Source organism: Fervidobacterium sp. (genome assembly GCF_059913585.1).
Window position 1 is genome coordinate 259666 of record NZ_DBOLZL010000012.1, and the last position, 24131, is coordinate 283796.

General features: G+C 38.4%; 25 protein-coding genes and 1 tRNA gene. 23 read left to right on the top strand and 3 right to left on the bottom strand.

Annotated features, from left to right (window positions below):
* Positions 1 to 38 precede the first annotated feature (38 nt).
* From AC3M61_RS04520 to AC3M61_RS04565, 10 genes are all read left to right on the top strand, one after another.
* Positions 39 to 791 (top strand): 2-phosphosulfolactate phosphatase, encoded by a 753-nt coding sequence (locus AC3M61_RS04520; RefSeq protein WP_500779699.1) that lies wholly within the window; start codon positions 39 to 41, stop codon positions 789 to 791.
* 5 nt (positions 792 to 796) lie between these two features.
* Positions 797 to 1531 carry an ATP-binding cassette domain-containing protein gene (locus AC3M61_RS04525; RefSeq protein WP_500779700.1) on the top strand — a complete coding sequence of 245 codons (735 nt, stop codon included), beginning with the start codon at positions 797 to 799 and terminating at the stop codon, positions 1529 to 1531.
* A gap of 12 nt (positions 1532 to 1543) precedes the next feature.
* The gene (locus AC3M61_RS04530) at positions 1544 to 2491 is read left to right on the top strand and encodes a SufB/SufD family protein (protein ID WP_500779701.1); all 948 of its coding nucleotides are present in this window, start codon (positions 1544 to 1546) and stop codon (positions 2489 to 2491) included.
* Between the two features lie 28 nt (positions 2492 to 2519).
* Positions 2520 to 3791: an ArsB/NhaD family transporter gene (locus AC3M61_RS04535; protein WP_500779702.1), complete on the top strand. Its 1272-nt coding sequence runs from the start codon at positions 2520 to 2522 to the stop codon at positions 3789 to 3791.
* Positions 3748 to 3879 (top strand): hypothetical protein, encoded by a 132-nt coding sequence (locus AC3M61_RS04540; protein WP_500779703.1) that lies wholly within the window; start codon positions 3748 to 3750, stop codon positions 3877 to 3879. Before AC3M61_RS04535 ends, AC3M61_RS04540 begins: the two co-directional genes overlap by 44 nt.
* A gap of 70 nt (positions 3880 to 3949) precedes the next feature.
* Positions 3950 to 4282: an STAS domain-containing protein gene (locus tag AC3M61_RS04545; protein ID WP_500779704.1), complete on the top strand. Its 333-nt coding sequence runs from the start codon at positions 3950 to 3952 to the stop codon at positions 4280 to 4282.
* Between the two features lie 52 nt (positions 4283 to 4334).
* Positions 4335 to 5039, top strand: coding sequence for a queuosine precursor transporter (locus AC3M61_RS04550; RefSeq protein WP_500779705.1), 705 nt, complete (start codon positions 4335 to 4337; stop codon positions 5037 to 5039).
* 188 nt (positions 5040 to 5227) lie between these two features.
* Positions 5228 to 6469, top strand: coding sequence for a DUF1576 domain-containing protein (locus tag AC3M61_RS04555; protein ID WP_500779706.1), 1242 nt, complete (start codon positions 5228 to 5230; stop codon positions 6467 to 6469).
* A 6-nt stretch (positions 6470 to 6475) separates the two neighbouring features.
* Complete coding sequence (locus tag AC3M61_RS04560) at positions 6476 to 6808, top strand: hypothetical protein (protein ID WP_500779707.1); 333 nt, start codon at positions 6476 to 6478, stop codon at positions 6806 to 6808.
* A 63-nt stretch (positions 6809 to 6871) separates the two neighbouring features.
* A complete protein-coding gene (locus tag AC3M61_RS04565; RefSeq protein ID WP_500779708.1) occupies positions 6872 to 7480 on the top strand; it encodes a cysteine hydrolase family protein in 609 nt (202 codons plus the stop codon).
* An 11-nt stretch (positions 7481 to 7491) separates the two neighbouring features.
* Here the strand turns inward: AC3M61_RS04565 and AC3M61_RS04570 are convergent, their stop codons facing one another.
* Both AC3M61_RS04570 and pgeF read right to left on the bottom strand, forming a co-directional pair.
* Positions 7492 to 8211: a hypothetical protein gene (locus tag AC3M61_RS04570; protein ID WP_500779709.1), complete on the bottom strand. Its 720-nt coding sequence runs from the start codon at positions 8209 to 8211 to the stop codon at positions 7492 to 7494.
* Between the two features lie 23 nt (positions 8212 to 8234).
* Positions 8235 to 9044 carry a peptidoglycan editing factor PgeF gene (pgeF, locus tag AC3M61_RS04575; RefSeq protein ID WP_500779710.1) on the bottom strand — a complete coding sequence of 270 codons (810 nt, stop codon included), beginning with the start codon at positions 9042 to 9044 and terminating at the stop codon, positions 8235 to 8237.
* A gap of 339 nt (positions 9045 to 9383) precedes the next feature.
* Here pgeF and atoD point away from each other — a divergent pair, with 339 nt between their 5' ends.
* Genes atoD through kamE form a run of 11 tightly spaced genes read left to right on the top strand, consistent with a single transcriptional unit; the run spans position 9384 to position 19734 of the window.
* Positions 9384 to 10046 carry an acetate CoA-transferase subunit alpha gene (atoD, locus tag AC3M61_RS04580; RefSeq protein WP_500779711.1) on the top strand — a complete coding sequence of 221 codons (663 nt, stop codon included), beginning with the start codon at positions 9384 to 9386 and terminating at the stop codon, positions 10044 to 10046.
* 1 nt (position 10047) lies between these two features.
* Positions 10048 to 10698, top strand: coding sequence for a 3-oxoacid CoA-transferase subunit B (locus AC3M61_RS04585; RefSeq protein WP_448376413.1), 651 nt, complete (start codon positions 10048 to 10050; stop codon positions 10696 to 10698).
* A gap of 28 nt (positions 10699 to 10726) precedes the next feature.
* The gene (gene kal / locus AC3M61_RS04590; RefSeq protein ID WP_500779712.1) at positions 10727 to 11146 is read left to right on the top strand and encodes a 3-aminobutyryl-CoA ammonia lyase; all 420 of its coding nucleotides are present in this window, start codon (positions 10727 to 10729) and stop codon (positions 11144 to 11146) included.
* Between the two features lie 54 nt (positions 11147 to 11200).
* Positions 11201 to 12019, top strand: coding sequence for a 3-keto-5-aminohexanoate cleavage enzyme (kce, locus tag AC3M61_RS04595; RefSeq protein WP_500779713.1), 819 nt, complete (start codon positions 11201 to 11203; stop codon positions 12017 to 12019).
* Between the two features lie 28 nt (positions 12020 to 12047).
* A complete protein-coding gene (gene kdd, locus AC3M61_RS04600; protein ID WP_500779714.1) occupies positions 12048 to 13085 on the top strand; it encodes an L-erythro-3,5-diaminohexanoate dehydrogenase in 1038 nt (345 codons plus the stop codon).
* A 22-nt stretch (positions 13086 to 13107) separates the two neighbouring features.
* Positions 13108 to 14391 (top strand): lysine 2,3-aminomutase, encoded by a 1284-nt coding sequence (gene kamA, locus AC3M61_RS04605; protein WP_500779715.1) that lies wholly within the window; start codon positions 13108 to 13110, stop codon positions 14389 to 14391.
* The gene (locus AC3M61_RS04610; protein ID WP_500779716.1) at positions 14381 to 14782 is read left to right on the top strand and encodes a MaoC family dehydratase; all 402 of its coding nucleotides are present in this window, start codon (positions 14381 to 14383) and stop codon (positions 14780 to 14782) included. Before kamA ends, AC3M61_RS04610 begins: the two co-directional genes overlap by 11 nt.
* A gap of 7 nt (positions 14783 to 14789) precedes the next feature.
* Complete coding sequence (gene kamB, locus AC3M61_RS04615; RefSeq protein ID WP_500779717.1) at positions 14790 to 15824, top strand: lysine 5,6-aminomutase reactivase subunit KamB; 1035 nt, start codon at positions 14790 to 14792, stop codon at positions 15822 to 15824.
* Positions 15825 to 15849: 25 nt separating this feature from the next.
* Positions 15850 to 17310 carry a lysine 5,6-aminomutase reactivase ATPase KamC gene (kamC, locus tag AC3M61_RS04620; RefSeq protein WP_500779718.1) on the top strand — a complete coding sequence of 487 codons (1461 nt, stop codon included), beginning with the start codon at positions 15850 to 15852 and terminating at the stop codon, positions 17308 to 17310.
* Between the two features lie 47 nt (positions 17311 to 17357).
* Positions 17358 to 18929 carry a lysine 5,6-aminomutase subunit alpha gene (gene kamD / locus AC3M61_RS04625; protein WP_500779719.1) on the top strand — a complete coding sequence of 524 codons (1572 nt, stop codon included), beginning with the start codon at positions 17358 to 17360 and terminating at the stop codon, positions 18927 to 18929.
* Positions 18930 to 18939: 10 nt separating this feature from the next.
* Positions 18940 to 19734, top strand: a complete 795-nt coding sequence (gene kamE, locus AC3M61_RS04630; RefSeq protein ID WP_500779720.1) for a lysine 5,6-aminomutase subunit beta — start codon at positions 18940 to 18942, stop codon at positions 19732 to 19734.
* Positions 19735 to 19784: 50 nt separating this feature from the next.
* Here kamE and AC3M61_RS04635 read toward each other — a convergent pair.
* Positions 19785 to 19860, bottom strand: a tRNA-Ala gene (locus tag AC3M61_RS04635).
* Positions 19861 to 20038: 178 nt separating this feature from the next.
* On the opposite strand from AC3M61_RS04635, the gene AC3M61_RS04640 reads away from it, so the two are divergent.
* Both AC3M61_RS04640 and AC3M61_RS04645 read left to right on the top strand, forming a co-directional pair.
* On the top strand, positions 20039 to 21985 hold the full coding sequence (locus tag AC3M61_RS04640; protein ID WP_500779721.1) for a hypothetical protein: 1947 nt from the start codon (positions 20039 to 20041) through the stop codon (positions 21983 to 21985).
* Positions 21986 to 22161: 176 nt separating this feature from the next.
* Entirely contained in the window at positions 22162 to 22872 is a 711-nt protein-coding gene (locus AC3M61_RS04645; protein ID WP_500779722.1) for a DUF3298 and DUF4163 domain-containing protein, read from the top strand.
* The last annotated feature ends 1259 nt before the right edge of the window (positions 22873 to 24131 follow it).

A 24131-nucleotide genomic window follows, 5' to 3' on the forward strand; every position in this document is an offset into this window, starting at 1 on the left:
CACCTCAGAGGAGTATAATTATCTCTGAGGTGATTTTTTTGATATATACATTCCTAAGTTCCAGAGAAGCTCAAGAATGGATAACTGAGCAGCGTAAGTTATTTGCGAAACAATTCAACGTTTCCGTTGTTATCGATGTACTGCGTGCAACATCTACTGTAATTACAGCACTGTCAAATGGTGCAAGAAGTATTATACCAGTTTCAACTATTGAACAAGCTCTGGATTTGAAACATCAGCATCCGGAATATATAATTGCTGGTGAACGCGGTGGAGAAAAAATAGAAGGCTTTCAACTTGGAAACTCACCTACGGAGTACACGGAAGCAGTTGTTAGGGACAAAACCGTTGTTCTTACCACAAGTAATGGAACAAACGCTATAATCAACGCTTCGAATTTAGCTGAGAGAGTTTTGATAGCATCTTTTCTAAATTTAACTACTGTTGTGCACGAATTATCTGGTTATGATTCTTCAACAAACATTGCTATCGTTTGTGCAGGCAACAACGGTGAGATTTCTTACGAAGATACACAAGTTGCGGGAGCGATTATCTCAAAACTTATCAAGAACCGTGCTCATTATCTATCTGACAGTTCTAAAATAGCAATGGAACTATGGACGGCTTTGAAAAAACCGGATTTCTCAGGTGAACACGCGAAGAAACTTTCTCAGTTAGGTTTTACCAAAGATTTAGAATTCTGCCAGAAGGTGGATTACATACCAATTTTGGCCGAACTAAGGGATGGTAAAATAATTAAGGTAAAATGCCAGAAAATTCAAATGAGGTGAAAGCGATGCTGGAATTGGTTGAGGTATCATACAAAACAAACGAGAAAGAGATATTAAGTGATTTGAGTATGAAGTTTCTACCTGGCTACAAGTATGCAGTAATAGGGACTAACGGCGCAGGTAAGAGCACTATTGGTTACGTTATAATGGGGCTGAGTTCTTACAAGCCTTACAAAGGAAAGGTTTTACTTAATGGAAAGGATATTACTAACTTGCCAGTAACAGAAAGGGCAAAGCTTGGAATTTCATTGATGTGGCAAGAACCCGCAAGATTCGAAGGAATGACTATCGAAAACTACTTGACGCTCGGAGGGAAATTGTCGGTTCAAAAGAGTGAAGTGACCGAAGCTATGGAGTTTGTAGGTCTTAATCCAAATTTTTACCTGAAGAGGTTTGTTGATAAAACTCTCAGTGGAGGGGAAAGGAAACGCGTAGAACTCGCTTCCATAATTCTATTAAAACCAAAGTATGTGATTCTAGATGAGCCAGATTCAGGTATTGATTTGATGAGTTTGAGCATAATCAACGATGTAGTCAACTACATTGCTCAATACGGTGGGACTCCAATAATTATAACCCATAGGGAGGAAATGGCTTATAATACGGACTACGGATACCTAATTTGTGCAGGAAAGGTGCTTATGCATGGTAAAACAGAAGATGTCCTTAATGCATTTCGTAATACCTGCGAAACATGTGCTCATCCGAATATTCCTGAAATTAACGAACTTAGAAAGTAAGGGGATGAAATTATGGACGTGAAAAGAGAATTTGAAGCGATTGTAAAAACCGCGGAAAAACTTGGAACTGATGCATCTAATTTTATGGATAAGCGTATTGCCTCAATCATAATTAGTGGCAATAGAGTCATAGGTCTCAACAACGTTCCAGGTCTGAAGCTGGTTCCCACAACATTGGAAGATGGTGTACAAGTTGATATGGAGATTGAGGAGAACACTCAAATTCCTTTTCCTGTACATGTGTGCACAGGGTATCTAGAAAAGAAAGGATATCAACGTGTTATATTCAATATCAGGGTGAAAAAGAATGCAAAAGTTAAATTCACCGCACACTGCGTTTTCCCGCAAGCTGAAGAATTTACACATGAGGCAACGTCCAACGTCATTGTTGAAGATGGAGCCGTTATGGAATACAATGATGAGCATTATCACAGCGATGCGGGAACGATAATTTTGAAAACAACAACCAATTCAGTAGTTGAAAATGGAGGAGTTTATAGAAACACTTTTCACCTCACAAAAACCAGGGTTGGAAAGTTGGAAGTTAAAATGAACCTAACTTTGAAGGAAAATGCCGTAGGTGAACTTGTTAGTAAGGTAAAAGCTTCGAAGAACGATGAGGTTGATATAAATGAAATAATTCATCTCGATGGAGAAAAGGCAAGGGGACTCGCCAAAACGGTCGTTGTTGGACTTGATGAAAGTAGGGTTAATGTTTTGAACGAAGCGTATGGTAATGCACCTTATTCAAGAGCCCATATTTCATGTGAGGAAATCACAAAAGGAGAAAAAGTCATAGTAGCGACCACCCCTGTTTTGAAAATCACAAACGACCTTGCGGAGTTAACTCACGAAGCTTCCATAGGACGTGTAAGTGAAAAGCAATTAGAAACTCTCATGGCTAAAGGATTAACAGAAGAAGAGGCAACTGAATTGATAATCAAAGGACTTCTTATGTAATTTTTTTCCTCTGCAACAGGTGGTCTGAATGATAGCTACGATTATTACAATCCACTTGTTCTTTGCTACCGTTTATCTCGTTATTAAAGAACCGGAATTTATGGTAAAAAACAAAAAGGTTGTATTAGATTATGCCAGGGTTTCTTTGGGCGTGCTTGGATTGTTGCTGGCTTCAGGGATAGCGTCTCTTACGACGATAAAATCTGCTATAATGCCTCAAATGAACATAGTTCCTTGGCAGATACTTATCATTTTCTTTGGCTCTGCTTACATATGTGGTTCACTTGATGCCTCGGGTGTGCTTAAACTTATCGCCTATAAATTTGCGAGCGTTTCAAAGAATGGGAAAAAGTTGTTTATCAATCTCGTTCTTCTTGCAGGCATCCTTACCGTATTCACGTCGAATGACATTGTAACCTTGACACTGACACCTATCATAGTTTACATAAGCCAGTATGCAAACATAAACCCTATACCTTACTTAATTGCCGTTTTCTTTGCTTCGAATACTTGGAGCATGTTCTTTTACATCGGAAACCCAACTAATGTTGTGGTGGCACAAGCTTATTCACTCAGCTTTGTTGGATACGCAAAGCTGATGTTCTTTCCAACAATTGTAGCAGTACTTACTTCATTTTTCGGTTTTTATTTCAAGTATAGAAGCATTTTGCCAGAAAAGATAAATATTACATTCGTTGACGAAAACAGTAACGTAGAACTTAGAAATTTCATTAAAGACACACGATACGCTTTTCTATCAAGTGGTTTTTTTGTATTATTCTTTATCACCATAGCTATTGGAGATTTGATAGGTCTGCAACTTTGGAAATCGATTTTGATATTCTCTGGTATATACCTTATACTGAACACCGCTTTTTCTGATGTGCTTTCTGAGAAAGAGGAAATCGTTATTGAAATTGGAAGGTTCGACTACAATCTCACATTCTTGTTTGATACGATGAAAAGAGTTCCTTGGAAGATGTTACCAATGGTGCTAACCTTCTTTGTATTTGTTCATATCTTTACAAGGTTTGGTATAACAAGGTATGTTGGGTCGCTTTTTAATTTTCAAAGCGAGTTAATTGGAACGATAATCACGACTTTCATCACAGCTTTTGCTGCAAACGTTATGATAAACCAACCTATGACGATATTCTTTGCTCAAGCATTTTATAAAAAGCCGATAAACTATGAGCTTAATTGTGGGTTCAAACATCGGTGGAAATATAACATTGATAGGTGCGTTAGCGGGTGTTATGTGGTCCAGAATACTAAGATTGTATGGAATAGAAATGAATAACAAAATATTTGTCAAGGAAACACTTTTTGTTGCCATGTTAACTTTATTTACCACTAGCCTAGCGATTTATATAGTGTATGTGCTATAATGTTAACCTGTAGCTTTTGTATTACTGAAATGAACAATGGTTATCGTATCAAAAAAAGGAGGGTGTTAATTTGTACACTTATACTGAACACGGGAAAGCCGTAGTTATAAAGATTGAAGGAGCATTTGATGTACAAAATGCGGAAGGTTTTAAGGACTGGATTGTTTCTGAATTTTTGGAAAATGACAAAAAGTATATAATACTGGATATGACACATGCAACAAACATTGATAGTTTCGGCTTAGGCATTCTAGTTGGTATATATAAAAGAATACTAGCAGTAGACGGCTATTTGAAAGTTGTTTCACCTAATAAGAATATTCGCACCTTGTTTGAGATAACAGGGCTGGAGAGAATTATAAAAATTTATAACACTGTTAGTGAAGCACTTGATGAGGAATAGTAATTAGTGTTGTTTTTAAAACTCAGCAAAAAAGTTTAAAGGAGGTTTGGCTATGTTTAACTTTTTTGTGCTGTTTTTGGAATACATCCTCTCTGCAATGATTATTTTGCTGGCACTGAGGTTTATGAAAAAAGAAGGCGCTTATGTAGCGCTCGCAACTCTCATTATTGCATCCAACCTCGGTGTCGCAAAACTCTTCCAATTGTTTGGGATTGAAGTAACAGCGGCAAACATGAGCATGGGTATGGCATTCGTTATTTACTCTATTTTGACAGAAGTCTATGGCAAAGAAGAAGGAAGAAAAGCTGTTTGGACCGGTTTCTTTGCTCAACTTGCTTTTGTTTTGCTTGGCTTAGTTTATACAAGTTATCTTCCTTCGCAAAATGATTTTTCTCAGAGTTACTTATCACAAGTCTTTGCAGTAACCCCTAGGATAGCATTTGCAAGCTGGACGGCCTTTATACTTTCAGGTTATACAGCTGTATGGATACATCACGTACTTAAAGGAAAAACCAAATTGTGGATGAGAAACAACGTTGCGACAAAAATAGGACAAATTGTTGATAACCTGATATTTGTAACTATTGCATTCTTAGGTCTTGTGGACTTTAAGACCTACCTTCAGATATTTATCACAACAAGCATTGTTGAATTCGCATTAGATTATGCAGATACATGGGTTGTATATCTTGGAGTTGGTTTTCTGAAGGACGAAGAGCAGAACGGAAATTTTAAAGTAGCGGAAGCTAAGGATTAAGTTTTCAAAAAAATCAGCATAGAAAATTTTGATATTCGTGAGCAAACAGGGGAGATGGTTCCCCTGTTTTTTATTGTTTTTCGATTTAGCTCGCAAAATACTAAAAAGTTATTTATTCGAAAAATATTGGGTTTATGGTACAATTTATTTTGATACATATTCGTCTTTCAGAAAAAGGAGGGTATCTTGTGATTTACAAATTCCTGTTCTTTACATCAAGTTTCTTCATACTATTTGGATTGGTTACTGGCAATGTCAACATACCTTCGCAGATTGCCACAATTATCAAGTCACCTGACTACTTGATAACGGATTATGTGGAAATTGCTGGTGTCGGTGGAGCATTCTTCAACAGTGGTTTAGTTATGCTTTTGTTTACATTGCTCCTAAAATTACTAAGGGTTAACCCTACAGGTGTTTCGATTGCTGCAGTTATGACTATCGGTGGTTTTGCTCTATTTGGAAAAAATTTATTCAACGTCTGGCCAATCGTGGCCGGTGTTTTTCTTTATACGTTGATGGTAGGTGAAAATCTCAAGACATATTTATATGTGGCACTTTTCGGTACCGCACTGGCTCCAATAACTACTCATCTGGTGTTTGGGAACAAGTTTAATATACTAGGAATCGTGATAGTTTTGTTTATAGGTTTTTTCCTACCACCACTTGCAAGCTTTGCACTAACGCTTCACAAGGGATATAATTTATACAACGTTGGTTTCACAGCAGGTTTTTTAGGAATGTTTATAGGTGCACTTTTGAGAGCATACGACCTTCATCCAGAACCAAGGCTGATATGGCACGAGAAAAATCAAATTTTATTAGCTGTTTTCATGTTTTTATTTTTCTCTATCGTTCTTATCTTCGGACTCAAATCGAATGGTTGGAAACTTAACGGTTATAAAAACATACTTAAGTACTCGGGCAAATTATTAACAGATTTTGTGTTGTTGGAAAACGAGGCGATAACATTTATAAACGTAGGAATCCTCGGCTTGGTAGGCACTATTTATGTACTTGGAGTTGGTTCAAAACTCAATGGTCCTACGATTGGTGGCATCATGACACTTGCTGGTTTTGGAGCTCTTGGAAAACATCCAAAGAACGTTTTACCTGTTGTGGTAGGTGTTCTTATAGGAGCTCTGACAAATTCGCAACCTTTTAATAGCCCTGCTATGGTGCTAGCTGTTCTATTTGGAACTACCCTTGCACCAATTGCCGGCGAGTTCGGTTTTTTGTGGGGGGTTATCGCAGGTTACTTGCACAGCGCTTTGGTTATAAACGTTGGTGGCCTGCATTTTGGAATGAACTTATACAACAACGGATTTTCTGGAGGTTTTGTTGCCATGTTTCTTCTTCCAATAATAGAGGCTTTTAAAAATATGAAGAACAAGTTTATGGAAAGAATAAGAAACAACATTAAGGAGTGAAGCGGTATGGAATTAGAAAAATTGATAGTGTCTGTCATGAACGAAATGACTTACTACCTTTTAAAAAACGGTGCACATATTGTTTCCTCTGAGATTGTTGCGCTGGAAAAGAACTTCTACATAGTGCTCGAAGCTCGAATGAATGTTAAAAAAGAAATGATAAAGGAATTAAAAAAGATTTCGAAGATAAAAGATCATCCAGAATTAAGATATTATTCCTCACTTGCAACAAGTGTAGGTAATTTGCAGGATATATTTACCATAGCCCCCCACATGAAAAAGTTTGAAATTTTCGAAGATGATAACAACATAAAAATAGAAATATTTGTCGAACGCTAATAAAGATGGTAAGAAGACTCGGAAATACAAAGTTAAGGAACCAAAAGGAGTGAAAGATTTTTTATGTTCTACCTTGAAAAGATGCGCCATCCCCTAAAGATTTCAAAGCCTGCAATCTTGGTTATTGATGTTCAAGAATACTTTTTTGCTGAATCTTCACTGGCCTTTCTCAGAGGTAGCGAGAGAGTAAAAGAAAATATTCGAGCATTCCTTAAACAGCTTCGAGAGCTGTCAGAAGCGTTATCTCTGGATATACCTGTTGTAGCGACCATTCACAAAGGTGGAAGTAGAAATATGAAGATGTGGTGGGGCAACACTGTTGAAGACCTGTGGGCTAAGCTATCGATAGAAGAAGAGTTTGTAGATTTTATAATTTACAAAGATACCTACGATGCGTTTTACATGACTGGTCTTCATGATATCCTCAAGAAGAAATTTGTTGACCAACTCATTATCACTGGTGTTATGACCCATCTTTGTTGTGAAACAACAGCACGTTCTGGATTCGTTAAGGGATACGAAATAGTAATGGTTGAAGATTGTTTATGGGACAAAGACGAATGGTACCATTACGCATCATTGAAAAACCTGGCTCATGGATTTGCTGTTATTTCCACAAGCCAGGAGATTATTGAACTATTGAACAAGTTAAATTGGTCAAATAACTCCTGAACGGTGACTCTCTATTTAACTTCTGCGACTTTAATCGAACGCTTTTTAAAGGAAAGCAAAATACCAAGGAATACGGAGAGCAAAGCAGCAACTAAAACCCTGTAGTTGGAAGGTAGTAAGAATGTCACCGTGTGAGCCGGTATCCAGAAGAACGGGATAGTTTTCCCAAGAACAAACTTCACAAAAAACCTCCAATCAATAGCATTTAAAACATCATCAAATTTTGTGGTGAATATCTTCTTCAGATTGCCGTTGCCAAGGTCTATGTACGCATCTGTGATTCTGTGAAATGCCATGAATGTAGGAGCAAAGATTAAATTCATGAGAACGCTTGTATAAAAAGCTTGAAAGAAAGTTCTTGCATTGTTGGTATAAGGAAGCAATTGCTTTTCCAGTAGTGCTTTTGTTCCTGATGAGAAAAGTTCAAAGACTGCAACAAATACGACACCCAAAAATCCCCATACAATAAACCTGTAAATTACACCCACCGGTTTTGAGTACTTTCCTTTCGATATTCTTAACGATAAAATCTCGCCGAATGTAGCTAAAATCCCAACCTTCAAGAAACCCAATACATAAGGGTGCGATGAGTTCAAATTAACATATGCAGTTCTTGTCTTATCGTTTAACAAAAGGACTGCAAGTAATACAAAAACTAAAGTTGCCAGAGCGTCACCAAAAAGTAGTCTCGGAGCTTTTTCTTGAGCACTTCTAATGGTCTGCTTCATCATTTTTGATCCTCCTTAGAAATTATTTACTCAACTAAACCAACAACGACAGCAAATCTCTTTTTTGTCTTTTCTCTTCGGTAAGAGTAGAAAAACTCCGTATGTTTGTACGTATCCACGTTCGAGAATTCTATCCTAAAGACTCCTACAGAGTTTAACGTTAGCTGAACTGCTTTCCATAGGTCCACATATATCTTTTCCTCGACTTCTTTGACAACTTCTCTTCCAAACTTCATTAAAAATTCGATAGCCACTTCTGGCCCAACTTCAAAACTATCTGGACCAATTGAAGGACCAATAGAAACAAAAATTTCTGATGGTTCACTTCCAAATTCTTCATTCATTCTTAATATCATCTCTTTTGCAATTTCCAATAAAGTACCTCTCCAACCAGAATGTGCAACTCCCACAACACGTTTTACTGGGTCGTATGCAATAATGGGCATACAATCAGCGTATGTGGTGACAAGAAAAAGCCCTTTCTCATTTGTTATCAATCCATCGATTTCTCGAAGTTTTCTGTTCCAATATGGATTCCCTATATCTTCACTGGTCACAACTTTGACATTTTTGCTGTGGACCTGGTGTGAAAACACACATCTTTCAGGGTTTATTTTCACCTTTTTTGCAAAGAACTCAAAATGCTTTGGGAAATCTTCACAGCTAATCGCCAAATTCAGTTCAGAAAATGTGTTATCTTCACTGTTTTGTGTAATCTTTCTTGTAGTTACGTAATGTACAAGTTCATTAAACTGGCTGAGTAATGGGGATTGAGAAACCCAGACACCATCAATTTCTTTCAATAGATAATTGCCAATGTGCTTTATTTTATTCATTTTCTCACCCCTTCTGATGCACATTATTCACACGAAGGTCCAAGTATTGTTCTACCTTTTTCAGTATTAATTATAGCATGTACTGTGATGACTCGTTCTTTTCCTACTTTTGCTTTTTTTTGATAGCCACTGTTACAAACAGTACATTAAACTTCTTCCAAATCCAACTCGATTCTTCCTAAGCGTTTGTGATTGCTCTTTTTCTTTCTTTCCTTTGGAAATCTCTTTCTTCCTTGAGTATGCATTAGAAATTTCTAGTTTCCAACGTTAGAAAGAGCTTCTTAAGAATGATATACTGAATATTGAAAAAATTAGCACTTTGTGTTTCGAAAGGAGGGAATGAACTTGAAGGTAATATCCTTTGACGAAGCAGTTGAGTTTGTCAAGCCTGGTAGCACAGTTATGATTGGAGGATTTCTGGGAGTAGGCACTCCAGAAGGGATAATAGACAAAATCGTTGAAAAAGGTATTGGGAATCTCACAGTAATAGCCAACGATACTGCTTTTGAAGACCGCGGAGTTGGAAAACTTGTTAAAAACAAACTGTGCAAGAAAGTTATAGTCTCACACATAGGAACAAATCCAGAGACGCAGAGGCAGATGATAGCAGGAGAGTTGGAAGTAGAACTCGTTCCGCAGGGTACTTTGGCAGAGCGTATTAGAGCGGGTGGGGCAGGTCTGGGTGGTATACTTACACCTACCGGCGTGGGAACTGTTGTTGAGAATGGCAAGCAGATTATTGAAATTGAAGGAAAGAAATATTTGCTTGAATTGCCTTTAAAAGCAGACATTGCATTAATCAAAGCTAAGAAGTGTGACTATTACGGTAACCTTGTTTACAACTTTACAGCCGAGAATTTCAACCCGCTGATGGCTATGGCTGCTGAAATTGTAATTGTTGAAGTTGAGGAAATCGTGCCTGTGGGAGCCTTGGCACCCAACGAGATAAGAACACCTGGAGTTATTGTAGATTACGTCGTAGTTTCTCAGGGGGTGAAGTGATATGCCAGTTGACCCAAAAGAAAAGATAGCAAGAAGGGTCGCTCAAGAATTAAAAGAGGGTGACCTCGTAAACCTTGGTATTGGACTCCCAACTCTCGTAGCTAATTATATACCAAAAGGTGTGCATGTCTTTTTCCAGAGCGAGAATGGAATAATTGGAATGGGACCAGAACCTGAGAAAGGCTTTGAGAATAAAGATTTAACGAATGCAGGTGCAGGATTTGTTACCGCACTGCCAGGAGCTATGACTTTCGATAGTGCATTTTCATTCGCGATGATTCGTGGTGGTCATCTGGACGTAACTGTCCTTGGGGGCCTTCAGGTCGATGAAGAAGGTCACCTTGCAAACTGGATGATACCTGGCAAGATGATACCAGGAATGGGCGGTGCAATGGACTTAGTTACAGGTGCAAAACGTGTTATCGTTGCTATGACCCATACAGCAAAGGGTGAACCAAAAATAGTTAAAAAGTGCACACTGCCACTAACTTCAATACGACGAGTTGACCTCATAGTGACAGAACTTGCCGTTATAAGGCCAACTGATGAAGGGCTCGTGCTTGAAGAAATAGCCGAAGAAACAACACTTGAAGAAGTACTGAAATTGACAGAAGCTAAATTGATAGTCTCCGAAAACTTGAAGAAGTTTTAATCCAAGATTTGATGTAGGGGATGAGAAAATGGAAAACGCAAAGAAATCACCGTTGCCGAAAGCAATGATTAGGGTTCGTATGAGCCAAGCAGATGCACACTATGGAGGAAACTTAGTTGACGGTGCTAGAATTTTGCAGCTCTTTGGAGACGTGGCTACTGAACTCTTAATCAGATACGATGGGGATGAAGGACTTTTCAGGGCGTATGACAACATAGAGTTTCTTGCTCCAGTCTTTGCCGGTGACTATATCGAAGCCTACGGGGAAATTGTCGAGGTTGGTCGCACTTCAAGAAAGATGAAGTTTGAAGCTTACAAGGTCATTCGTTCAAGACCAGACATAAATGATAGTGCAGCTGAGGTTTTGGATGAGCCAATTCTTGTTTGTAAAGCGAGCGGAACTTGTGTTGTTCCAAAAGATAAACAGAGATACAACCATGAAGAATGATAAAGTGAACCAAAGACTTTATAGGCAATTTGGTAATTTGCGAGGTGAAAACCTATGGAAAAGTTGATTATTACAGTCGCAGTCACGGGAGCAGAAGTAACAAGAGAACAACAACCTAACCTGCCGATAACACCAGATGAAATTGCAGAAGAAGTTTACAGATGCTGGCAAGCTGGAGCATCTATTGCACATATACATGCAAGATTACCGGATGGAACTCCTACTCAATCAAAGGAAGTTTATGCCGAGATTAAACGAAAAATCCAAGAAAAATGTGACATAATCATACAGTTTTCAACAGGTGGAGCTGTGTGGCACACACCTGAAGAACGAATTCAATGCTTAGATGCTATGCCAGAAATGGCTACGCTTTCTGCTGGTTCTTGCAACTTTGGAAACGATGTCTTCATGAACTCTCCATCGTTTATGGAACTACTTGCCAAGACTATGAAAGAAAAAGGCATCAAACCAGAGATAGAAATATTCGAACCAGGTATGATAGAAAACGCTTTGAGGCTTGTTAAAAAGGGATTGTTGGAACTGCCACTCCATTTTGATTTTGTTTTGGGTGTTCCTGGTGCAATGACTGGAACTATCGAGGATTTGCTGTTCTTAGTCAAAAAAATACCACAAGGTTGCACATGGTCGGTGGCGGGGATTGGTAGGTACGAACTTCCATTAGCCGTCCATGCAATAGTTATGGGGGGACATGTAAGGGTAGGTTTTGAGGACAACATTTATTACAGAAAAGGTGAACTTGCGAAAAGTAATGCACAGCTTGTTGAAAGGATAGTGAGGATAGCGAGAGAAGTTGATAGAGAAATCGCCACACCTGATGAAGCAAGAAGAATATTGGGGATTAAGAAACAATAACCGAATAGATTTTTCAGGAGGTATCAGTATGAAAAACATTAAAGGATGTCCATTTGGAACACACAGGGTTATTGAACCAAAAGGGACTCTTCCTCAAGCAGCAACGAAAATTGATAACACCATGGAAATCTACACTAACGAGCTGCTAATCGATGTCAAGACCCTAAACGTAGATTCCGCCAGCTTCACGCAAATTAAAGAATCATGCCATGGGAATGTGGAGTGTATCAAGGATACTATACTAAAAATCGTTGCCGAACGTGGAAAATTGCAAAACCCAGTAACAGGTTCAGGTGGTATGTTGATAGGTGTTGTTGAAGAAATAGGTCCAGACTTTCCAACAGACCTAAAGGTTGGAGACAAGATAGCAACACTCGTTTCTTTATCGCTCACTCCTTTGAGGATAGATAAGATACTTAATGTAAATGTTGACACCGACCAAGTGGACATAGAAGGTAAAGCAATCCTATTCGAAAGTGGTATTTACGCTAAGTTGCCCGATGACATACCAGAAAAACTCGCGTTAGCGGTTTTAGACGTAGCAGGTGCTCCAGCCCAAACACGCAAGTTGGTCAAACCAGGGATGACAGTCTGTATTATTGGTGGCGGTGGAAAATCAGGTGTACTTTGCGCGTATGAAGCGATGAAAGCCGTTAGTAAAGATGGGAAGGTCATAGTTGTCGAATACTCACCAGAGAACGCAAAAAGAGTAGAAGAACTCGGTCTTGCACACCATGTTATTATAGCGGATGCTACAAAGCCGGTTGAAGTTTATCAGAAAGTTATGGAAGTTACCGGTGGACAGTACTGTGATGTAGTAATCAACAACGTCAATGTACCAGCTACCGAAATGTCCTCAATTCTTATCACAAAAGATGAAGGTATTGTTTACTTCTTCAGTATGGCAACATCTTTCACAAGAGCAGCACTCGGTGCTGAAGGTGTAGGGAAAGATGTGACGATGATAATAGGAAATGGGTACACGAAAGGCCATGCAGAAGTGGCGTTAAATATACTCAGGGAATCAAAGAAGATAAGAGAACTGTTTGAGAAACTGTATGTCTAATATGACAGGAGGTATCCTAAAGATGGCAAGGTATTTTAAAGAAATTCCACTTTGGAGAAACGTTACGGAAGAAGAATGGAATGATTGGAAATGGCAACTGAGAAATAGGATAATGGATGTCGATACACTAAAGCAGGTTATAAACCTTACACCCGAGGAAGAAGAAGGTGTAAGGAACGCTTTGAAAACTCTGAGAATGGCGATAACACCATATTACGCAAGTTTAATGGACCCAGATAATCCAAAATGTCCAATAAGACGTCAAGCTGTTCCAACAGCAAAAGAACTTTACGTATCTCCATGGGATATGACAGACCCGCTCCACGAGGATGAGGACTCGCCTGTGCCTGGTCTTACTCACAGGTATCCTGACAGAGTTTTGATGCTTATTACCGATATGTGCTCAATGTACTGTAGACACTGTACACGTAGAAGATTTGCAGGTCAACACGACCGGGCAAGAACAAAGCAGGAAATCGATGCCATGATTGAGTACATTAGAGAAACACCTCAGGTAAGAGATGTGCTTTTGTCCGGTGGAGACGCTCTACTGGTTGGAGTAGAGATGCTTGAATACATTCTTAAAGAACTCAGAAAAATTAAACATGTTGAGGTAATAAGAATAGGAACAAGAGCACCTGTTGTCTTACCACAAATCGTGACTCCGGAATTAACCAACATGCTTAAAAAATACCATCCAATTTGGTTAAATACACACTTTAACCACCCAAAAGAAATAACACCTGAATCATCAAGGGCATGTGAGATGTTGGCTGATGCAGGTATACCGTTAGGTAACCAAACCGTGCTTTTGAGAGGTATAAACGACAGTCCATACATCATGATGGAGCTGGTCCACCAGCTTGTAAAAATAAGGGTCAGACCATACTACATTTACCAATGTGACTTATCTATGGGATTAACACATTTCAGAACCTCGATAAAGAAAGGTTTAGAAATAATGGAAGCGCTCATAGGTCACACATCCGGTTTTTGTGTGCCTTCCTTTGTTGTTGATGCACCTGCGGGTGGTGGAAAGATAAGGGTCATGCCAAACTACGTCATATCCATGTCCGACCACACGGTCATACTGAGAAACTACGAAGGTGTCATCGTTGCTTACCACGAGCCTGAAGATACCACTAGTGACGTTGATGACTCAGAATACAGGGCGAAATACCAATTCTCAGGTGTTGCTAGTCTATTTACAGACAAAAAGATAAGTATCGAACCGGCGCACCTTGAAAGACATGAAAGGATTAAGGAATGGAAAGAGAAAAAAGGAGGAGCAAAAAATGAACATTGATGATATTTACATTGGTCAGGTTTACGAGGTGAAGAGAGTTGTAACAGATGAGATGGTTAAACTCTTTGCCGAAGCTACCGGTGATAAAAACCCTGTGCATCTTGACGAAGAATACGCCAAGAATACCATCTTTGGTGGGAGGATAGCGCACGGCATTCTTTCACTTGGAATTATCTCATCTGTTCTTGGCATGGAATTCCCGGGAGCAGGGACAATTTACTTGATGCAAAACGCCAAGTTTAAAAGACCTGTTTACATTGGAGAAGAGGTCACTGTAAAGCTGATAGTCAAAGAAATTGATAGAGAAAAACGAAGAGTGCTCTTGGAAACCTATGTTGTAAAAGAAAATGGTGAAAATGCTATAGAGGGTGAGGCACTGGTAAAGATTTAAGGACGATATGGTTGGAATAGAAAAAGTAGAAAACGGAAGTGATTTTGAAAAGCTTATTAACGAAATCCTAAAAAGGAAAGTCATTGCTATCATTGGGCTTGAAAAAAACACGGGCAAAACAGAAACGCTGAACTTTATTGTAAAGCATGTAAGCCCTCAGAAGAGATTAGCACTAACATCCATAGGTACAGATGGAGAGGAAAAAGATTTAGTTTTCGGTACATTTAAACCATCTGTGTATGTGGATTACGGTTTTGTATACACAACAACCGAACTATTTTTCAAAAGAAAAACAGTGCTTTCAGAAATCATCCATGTTTCACATCAGCATACACCAACTGGGCGTGTTATCATCGCAAAAGCATTAGAGCCGGGAAAAGTCGTGCTCTCAGGACCACCAACAGCTACATGGATGGAAGAAACTGTAAGGTTGTTGAAAGAACACTCAGACATTGTTATCATTGATGGTGCACTTTCTCGCTTTAGTCAGGCAACACCATTTATCGCCGATGGTATAGTTCTTGCAACAGGCGCAGCCTATTCTTTGGATAAAAGGGAAATAGTAAAATATACCCGATACATATACTCACTCTGTCAGTTATCTGAAGCATGCATGCAAGACAAAGAAAGATTGGTTACGGCTAATACCGTTCATGTATTCCAAAGTGGGGATTGGAAAGATTTGGGTATTGAATCGGCACTTCAGCTTAGTAAAGTCTTTGAAATAAGTTTAGGTGAGGATACTAAAAAGATATACATTCCTGGGGCACTTACAGATAATGTCTTGAGATTTCTAAGCACCAAGGGTATTGATGAAATAATAGTTAGGGATTTCACGAAGATTTTTGTTTCGTATGAAAGCTATATGAAGTACAAGCCGACAATAAGAGTATTGAAAGGTGCAAACATAATAGGTATCACAGTTAACCCGTTTTCACCAACAGGGTATGTTTTAAATTCACATGAAATTATCGAAGAACTTAAGAAACATGTCGATGCTCCTGTAATCGATGTGAAATTAGAAACAGTCAAGAATATTTGACCAGTTGAAGTGGGTGAGTTCTCTGATGTCACTTAAAACAATTCCTTCCAAAAGGGAAGATTTTGAAAGACTAACTGGTTTTGAGTATATTAAAAGCAGACTTAATCCCAAAACACATATTGGGCAAAGATATTTCAAACACATTCAACCATTAAGTTATGAGCATATAATCGAGCACTTTGATGACACTGCATTTGTTATACGCTTGATTGAAGGTGAAGCTAAACTAATTGCTGATATTGAACATGATTTAGAATGCATTCTTGATGTTTCGAGAACGATAGAGAAAATAACAAACAACGAAATACTTGATGAGATAGAACTATTCGAATTGAAGAATTTCGTTCTTGTTGCACAGGAAATCAGAAATAAAACCCAGCAGGTGTTTTCTAGTAACGAGCGTTTTTCATTGCCCGATTTAGAAGAAGTAATAAACCTTCTTGACCCTGAGCGTCTCAGACTCCCCACGTTTTACATCTACGATGCTTACGACGAACGTCTTTCTCAAATCAGGAAACAGAAAAGAGAGTTATTACAAAAGAAAAATGCAAAGGATGATAATTTAAAAGAACGAGAAAGTATTGAAGACGTCGTTCTTCAATTAACAGAGCAGGAAAGAAGTGTAGAAAACGAAGTATTAGAAAGGCTATCTAAAAAACTTTGGAATTTCGCTGATTTATTGGAAGAAGCACTTCAGAAGATTAGATATCTCGATATCATACTTGCAAAAGCTAAGCTATCAATAGAGTTAGAACTTTCAAAGCCAATTCTGTATAGTAAAGACCACGAGCTCCAAAACATACAAATAACTGAAATGTTTAACCCTCAATTAAAAGACGAGCTTGCGAAACATGGCAAAAGCTACCAACCCGTTGATGTGACGATTAAGCGTGGGGTCACTGTGATTGTTGGAGCCAATATGTCAGGTAAAAGTGTGGTTTTGAGAACTGTTGCATTAATCCAATACATGGCACTCTTAGGATTTTTTGTACCGGCAAAATATGCAGAACTTCCATTTTTGGAACTCATAGCGCTTATAACTGAAGATTTTCAGCGTCCATTGAGTGGACTTTCGTCGTTTGCTTCAGAAATAACTTTAATTGATAGCGCGTACAGAAATTCTCAGAATACCTCTGCACTCATACTGATAGACGAGCCCGCGAGAACCACAAACCCATACGAAGGTACGGCTATAGTTAACGCACTTGTAAAATGCTTTGAAGAAACAAAAAGCTTCGTAGTGATAGTTACTCATTTCGATGATGTTGAATGCCATACGCGTTTCAGAGTTAAAGGGTTAAAGGAAGATGCGCTGGAAAACATCCAATCATTTAACGACATACAAGAACTGATGGATTATGAACTCATCCCTGATGATGGAAAGAGTGTTCCAAAAGAAGCTATAAGAGTGATGGATTTGTTGGGTGTGAGCAAAGATATAGTATCGCAAGCTTTGAAACTCTTAGACAGACATTCCGAAGAATAAAAATAATAGAAGACAATTAGAACCTACTGGTAGGGAGGGAAAAATCGATGGAGCATTTTGAAAGCAAACTGGGGATAGATCCGAAAAGGGTGGAAAAAGCCCGGCAACTGGCAAGAGATATCGCTGTTGATGTTGTTAACTTTGTTCAAAAATACTCAACCGTTAGTGTTGAAAGGACCATTTGTAGGTTCTTTGGAATAGATGGAATTAACGAGGAAGGTGTGCCATTACCAAACGTTGTTGTTGACCATCTGAAAGAAAGAGGGGCTTTAGAAAATGGTGTTGCGTTATACATCGGTAATGCTGTGCTTGAGACAGGTATGACTCCTCAAGAAATTGCTGAAGCCGTTGCTGCCGATAAACTCGATCTCACGAAATTACCGATGCACAATATTGATGACATTAAAGGAGTTGTCGATGAGTTATCTGACAAGGCAATTAAAATAATTGATGAGAAAAAAGCCGAACGGCAAAAGATGCTTGAAGAACTGGGAGACCCACCACAACCTTATATATACGTTATCGTCGCAACTGGAAACATATACGAAGACGTTGTACAAGCACAAGCAGCAGTAAGACAAGGAGCAGATATCATTGCAGTTATCAGGTCAACTGCCCAGAGTTTGCTGGACTACGTGCCTTACGGAGCAACAACGGAAGGGTTTGGTGGGACATACGCAACACAAGAGAACTTCAGAATAATGAGAAAAGCACTTGACGAAGTGGCAAGAGAGGTAAAAAGGTATATCAGACAAACAAATTATAGTTCAGGTCTATGTATGCCAGAAATTGCAGCACTTGGCGCCTTGGAGAGACTTGATGTAATGCTAAACGACGCGTTGTATGGTATCCTATTTAGGGACATAAATATGATAAGAACAATGGTTGACCAGTACTTTTCCAGAATTATACTCGGGTATGCTGGGATTATTATCAACACAGGCGAAGATAACTACCTAACAACTGCGGATGCTTACGAACAAGGTTATACTGTAATCTCCTCACAACTAATCAACGAACAACTCGCGTTACTTGCAGGTATTCCTGAGGAGCAGATGGGACTTGGGCACGCATTTGAGATGGACCCATCACTGGAAAACGGATTTTTGTACGAATTGGCTCAAGCACAGTTATCAAGAGAACTTTTCCCAAAAGCGCCTCTTAAATACATGCCTCCAACAAGATTCATGACCGGTAACATCTTCCGCGGTCTTGTCCAAGACGCCATGTTCAATGTTGTTGGTGTTTGGACAAAACAAGGTATCCAACTACTCGGAATGATGACAGAAGCCATACACACACCGTTCCTTTCAGACAGATATGTGGCTATCGATACAGCAAAGTACATATTCAACAACATGCGTAACATAGGCGATGAAGTTATTTTCAAGCCCGGAGGAATAATCCAAAGAAGAGCTCAACAAGTACTCGAACAAGCGATAGAACTGTTGGAAAAGATGAGAGAAGATGGTTTATTCAAATCACTCGAAAAAGGTGTCTTCGCTAATACAAAACGTCCGATAAAAGGTGGAAAAGGGCTTGACGGAGTCTTCGAAAAAGGAAAACATTACTACAACCCGTTTGTTGAAAAGATGCTCAAAAAGCAATTAGACCTGTGAGGTGAAAAAGATGAGTGGAGGACTCTATTCACTTGAGAAAAAAGATTTCGATAAAACCTTGAATTTAAAAGCCATAAAGCCATATGGAGATACAATGAACGATGGTAAAGTTCAAGTCAGCTTTACATTACCTGTTCCAGATTGTGATGAAGCTGTAGAAGCGGCAAAACAACTCATGAAAAAGATGGGTTTAGACAACCCCATGATTGTTTACCACTATCAACTTACACCAGGGTTCACGTTTTTCATAGGGTATGGTGACTGTGTACACACTGTAGATTTCACTGCTATTAAAGTGCCAAAGGTAGAGGTTCATAAAATGACGATGGAAGAGATAGACGAGTTTATTGAAAAAAACATTGGAAGAAAGCTCGTAGTCGTCGGTGCAACAACCGGAACAGATGCACATACAGTTGGGCTCGATGCTATTCTTAACATGAAAGGTTTTGCCGGTCATTACGGGCTTGAGAGATACAAGATGTTTGAAGTATACAACATGGGAAGCCAAGTGCCAAACGAGGAATTTGTTGCGAAGGCTATAGAAGTGAAAGCCGATGCTCTACTTGTTTCACAAACAGTAACGCAGAAAAACATACATATAAAGAACCTAACCCATCTCATAGAATTACTTGAGGCGGAAGGAATTAGAGATAAAGTAATAGCTATCGTAGGTGGTCCAAGAATTACCCACGAGCTTGCAAAAGAACTTGGATTCGATGCCGGTTTCGGTCCCGGAACATTTGCCGAAGACGTTGCCGCATTCATTGCGCAAGAATGGGTTAGAAGGTTCGGAAATAAGAAATAAAGTCAATAAAAGAAAGAGCAAAGCCCTGGATTCCCCAGGGCTTTTAATTTTGGTGGAGCCGATGGGATTTGAACCCACGGCCTCTACCGTGCGAAGGTAGCGCTCTCCCAGCTGAGCTACGGCCCCACATACAGTATCTTTGTACCTTCGAAATTTTAACACATAAGTTGTATTTTTTCAAGAGGGTCATCAACAGAGGAGAAAATTGATGTTCAAACTGCGTTAGTTAAAAATTCCCCGAAGAAGTGTATAATATATCTTAGAAGTCAATAACGCGTTCCTTCCATGCAAGGGGGTATGATAAGTGAGAAGGTACAATATTAAAAAGGGCCGGAGGTATACGTTCTTATCAGTAGTTTTAATAGGAATCGTCGTTGTTATACTCTCAGCCTTAGTCTACTACAACTCACTTAAAGGGATGGTTGATAAGTACTACGGCGATTTCAAAGTACTTACAATAAGGGAAACTTTCGAAAATGCATTCAAGAACGTTTCAATTCAACCTTTTGGTTTTGGTATAGTCACTATAACAGGTATAGACGAAATGAGTAACGTATATACTGCTCGTGTAACGAAGGAAGGTTTGATGAGTATCGCTGTTGGTAACCAAATTAGCCAAAATCTCGAAGAGGTGTATAAAAAAATCTACGCAAAGGCGTTCTATAACTTGGTCTTAACCCAACCCATCGCAGACTTTGAATCTTCAGACCCTAAGAGCGTGTTGAATTATCTAAGCGATATTGGCTATGATTATTTCCAAGAAAACGGACGAGAGTATGTGGTCTTGATTGGAAAGGACGAGCTTGGAAACACGATACAAATCGTGTACAACATTAGCAAGGTTAGTGGCAAAATAAGAGTAGTTGCTGAGAAAGTCTTCGTGAATGGCAAGTTACTTAGCGATGTTGAAAAGAGAATTTTCCTTGCCAAGATTTACAAAAAATCCATAGAATATGACCTTCTTGAAGTTGTAAAAAATAGCTTTTTGAAAGATTATCCCGGAGTATCAATCGGTGAAGCATTCTCAAAGCTAAGCAACGCAAGGTGGACGATAAAAGATGAGAGCAGAAAAATGGTAGAATTTAACGGAATGGATGTTATAGATGGCAAAGAAGTGGTTATAACAGTTGGTTTCAAGATAGACGAAAACGGAGAAATTATTGTGGCTTATGCTTTGTTGAACGGTCAGGATGTGGATAAAGAGAATATACCTTACTTAGTGTCATACTTGTATAGCAGATATTCTAATATCGATAAGAACAAAGATCTTGACAGGTACAAGCAAATCATATTCTCAACAAGGATTCCGAATTCAACAAATACGTTTGGAGAACTCTTCACAGAATATGTTGTGAATGACCAATGGAATATAGAATACTTTATCGATAGTGTAAAATTACTTGTTACAGCACAAACCAAAAAGAACGATGAATTCTATATGGAGTTTATCTTTAAAAAAGATGGTGTTTATCTTGCCAAAGCCACGCTTAATGGTAAGGAAGAAGATTTTGATGTTTTAACCAACAAGATATTTGCTAAAGGTATAAGTTCAGAAGAAGTCGACAAAGTACAAAAAGTTAAATCTGGCAAGATTGTGAAGTACTCAAGTTTTACAAGTAACGAAGAAGCTTTCAGAAGTTACCTGAAAAATCCTACATGGTCGTATGATAAAGAAAAGGACAGAGTCGTATTGACAGGCATTGGGAAATACGGAACGAAGAACTGGAACTTCACCTTCGTTTTTGACCTTTACTTTGGTCGCGAACCTGTGCTCGAAAGTATGTATATGGACGGAATTACTGTCATTGACGAGGTATCAGACTACATAGTCTCCAAAATCTTCAAAGTTGACACTTTAGGTAACAACTTGATTGAACTTGTAAAAAATTCCATCTTCATATCGAAGACGTACGAAGAGATACTGGGACCAAAAGGTTGGAAAATTGACAGAAACAACGATAGAGTCCTCTACACAAGTGACAACTTGCAAATAACATTTGCGGTTGAACCCGCTGGTCAGGTAAAAGTTGTTCAACTATTCTATAATGGCGAAAACTGGACAACAAAGTCTTACGATGTGTTAAAAACACTCGAAAACGGTGGTAGCCTCACATCTTTAGAACAACTGCAGCAGAAAACAATAGAAACAAAAAATGAGAACGTAGAACCGGCTTTAGAAGAACCAGGAATAGAACAACCTGCAGATGTGGAACCAGGAGAAGAAACAACACCACAGTACGGACAATTTTGATTTTACATTTCTAAAGGATGAAACACTCTTGTCATACAGAGCAGGCTGAGTTCAGCCTGCGATTTTATTTTCCTCAAGATAAATGCAAGGTTTGACGTGTATTCAGTTGTCATAACACCCAAAGAATAGTGTATAGTATATAAGCTGAACAAAATACCTAAAGGGGAGGAACTTATATGGAAAACAAATTTGATTCGAGGCTGATAGTTTTAGCACTCTTATTCCTATTAGCAATTACCACTTATTTACTCAAAATGAAAGCCGAAGTTGTCGAACTTGTGGAAACTAACACAGAAACAGAATTTGTAAAAGTCCACATACAAATCCCAAAGTTCCGAAATACATATAATCTTAACTTTGAAAACATTTTGAACAGTAAAATACAAGAAAAGGTCAGGAATATAGTTGAAGAAATTAAAGAAGCTGCACACCAAGCAGCAAAGGATGGAATACTGCAAACCAAATATGAAGTCTATATCTCAACAGAGGTGAAGTTTAAATCTAAAGATTTTGTGAGCTTGGTAATATACTACTACACATTTACAGGTGGCGCTCATGGAATTACCACGTTCGATACGTACAACATTGACCTCAAAAATTCAAACTTCCTTACATTGGAGGATATTTTCTCTGACACATGCAATTACGAAAAAACAATTAAAGATTTTATCACTAAGCAAGTAATCAGTCGAAAAGAAGAATTCTTCCCAGAGTCGGTTGAATACATCAACGAAGACGACATAACCAAACGACCGTTTACCGTTACAAAAGAATCGCTCCAAATTTACTACGAGGACTACGAGATTGCACCACACTCAACAGGATTACCGGTATTTGAAATTCCACTATCCCTTCTTAAGCCTTGCCTTCGAATTAAGATTAACTAAACCACATGCTCCTACAAACTAACTGCTAAAGCTACACAATATACACTTAGGCATTTCTAATATTGTTTTGTACTACTTATCCACTACTCTTAACAATGCTTGGTAAGGTGCCTTTGCAATACTTAGCCTCCATTGACTTACTACGTATATACAACTTGTAGATTATCATAATAACACATTTAGTCCTTACTACCTCCATATGCTTCTAAGACAAAACTTGTACAGGTGTGTAAATCCTGTTTCAAAAGATATATAGCCCACAAAAGCACGGGCCAATCATAGCACTAACTGGACTCCCGTTTTTACAAAATCAATTACATTATACCATCACGAGCTTTACCCATAAACATGAACAGGGGTTTTTTACAACCGAGTTCTAAGAATATCATTAATAAACATACTTTGAACGTTTGCTCTTAAAACGGTCTACAACGTTGTTTGCAGGAGGGGGTTGAGAAAACTATTGTGATTTTCTCACAGAGTGTGTTATAAGCCAAATAAAAAGGACGAAGTTTTGGTAGGTGTTTGAAGTGTTGTTCGAAACAAGGTTTTCTGATGGCTTTCTCACAAAAGTCAAAAAATGCAATATAAGGTTTCTTATATTGCATTTTTCACCCGTTACTGAACCATCATAAAAGCGCATAAATAAATGATTTTTTAAATATAAGTCCTCATATCCGAAAAAGTTATATTTTACATCCTATGCTCAGGACGTTTCAATTGACCAGTTGGCTTTCTGAACCAACGCCGAAACTAAACGAAAGCCATTAAATAGTGTAAATCGAGTAAGCATATTCTGAAAAGACAGAATACGGGCACCTGAGAATGATACAGGAAATCTGTTGAAGACAGTATGAGATTATCGGAGTTGCGAAGATTTTGAAAAAATTGAAAAAAATAAAGCATTGGAAAATCCTTATGTTTATTTATCTACCAAAAGAAGTCTGGAAATTCAACACTTACAAGAACTAAAGAATTTTAGCACCGTCTTTTAACGTTCAAGAAGGCGTGTTAAGTAATAGCATTTTTCAAATACCATTCTTGTCAGACGGAAAATACATTAGAAGTATGTAGTCATATATTATGTAATTAAGTAAGACTATGTAGATTATAAAATACACAGCAACATACAAAACAGGAAGTGGATTAGATATAGCTAATTAAAATCAGATAACTAATCTACTTGAGATTACTATGTCAGTTTTGTATAGCACTCTAATCACACAAACGAAAACAACTTAGTAAGCACTAACACACTT

Coding starts and splice junctions, on each gene's coding strand:
- AC3M61_RS04525 (WP_500779700.1), top strand. CDS start 797: ATGCTGGAATTGGTTGAGGTATCATACAAAACAAACGAGAAAGAGATA.
- AC3M61_RS04530 (WP_500779701.1), top strand. CDS start 1,544: ATGGACGTGAAAAGAGAATTTGAAGCGATTGTAAAAACCGCGGAAAAA.
- AC3M61_RS04535 (WP_500779702.1), top strand. CDS start 2,520: ATGATAGCTACGATTATTACAATCCACTTGTTCTTTGCTACCGTTTAT.
- AC3M61_RS04540 (WP_500779703.1), top strand. CDS start 3,748: ATGTGGTCCAGAATACTAAGATTGTATGGAATAGAAATGAATAACAAA.
- AC3M61_RS04550 (WP_500779705.1), top strand. CDS start 4,335: ATGTTTAACTTTTTTGTGCTGTTTTTGGAATACATCCTCTCTGCAATG.
- AC3M61_RS04560 (WP_500779707.1), top strand. CDS start 6,476: ATGGAATTAGAAAAATTGATAGTGTCTGTCATGAACGAAATGACTTAC.
- AC3M61_RS04565 (WP_500779708.1), top strand. CDS start 6,872: ATGTTCTACCTTGAAAAGATGCGCCATCCCCTAAAGATTTCAAAGCCT.
- AC3M61_RS04570 (WP_500779709.1), bottom strand. CDS start 8,211: ATGATGAAGCAGACCATTAGAAGTGCTCAAGAAAAAGCTCCGAGACTA.
- pgeF (WP_500779710.1), bottom strand. CDS start 9,044: ATGAATAAAATAAAGCACATTGGCAATTATCTATTGAAAGAAATTGAT.
- atoD (WP_500779711.1), top strand. CDS start 9,384: ATGAACTTGAAGGTAATATCCTTTGACGAAGCAGTTGAGTTTGTCAAG.
- AC3M61_RS04585 (WP_448376413.1), top strand. CDS start 10,048: ATGCCAGTTGACCCAAAAGAAAAGATAGCAAGAAGGGTCGCTCAAGAA.
- kal (WP_500779712.1), top strand. CDS start 10,727: ATGGAAAACGCAAAGAAATCACCGTTGCCGAAAGCAATGATTAGGGTT.
- kce (WP_500779713.1), top strand. CDS start 11,201: ATGGAAAAGTTGATTATTACAGTCGCAGTCACGGGAGCAGAAGTAACA.
- kdd (WP_500779714.1), top strand. CDS start 12,048: ATGAAAAACATTAAAGGATGTCCATTTGGAACACACAGGGTTATTGAA.
- kamA (WP_500779715.1), top strand. CDS start 13,108: ATGGCAAGGTATTTTAAAGAAATTCCACTTTGGAGAAACGTTACGGAA.
- AC3M61_RS04610 (WP_500779716.1), top strand. CDS start 14,381: ATGAACATTGATGATATTTACATTGGTCAGGTTTACGAGGTGAAGAGA.
- kamB (WP_500779717.1), top strand. CDS start 14,790: ATGGTTGGAATAGAAAAAGTAGAAAACGGAAGTGATTTTGAAAAGCTT.
- kamC (WP_500779718.1), top strand. CDS start 15,850: ATGTCACTTAAAACAATTCCTTCCAAAAGGGAAGATTTTGAAAGACTA.
- kamD (WP_500779719.1), top strand. CDS start 17,358: ATGGAGCATTTTGAAAGCAAACTGGGGATAGATCCGAAAAGGGTGGAA.
- kamE (WP_500779720.1), top strand. CDS start 18,940: ATGAGTGGAGGACTCTATTCACTTGAGAAAAAAGATTTCGATAAAACC.
- AC3M61_RS04645 (WP_500779722.1), top strand. CDS start 22,162: ATGGAAAACAAATTTGATTCGAGGCTGATAGTTTTAGCACTCTTATTC.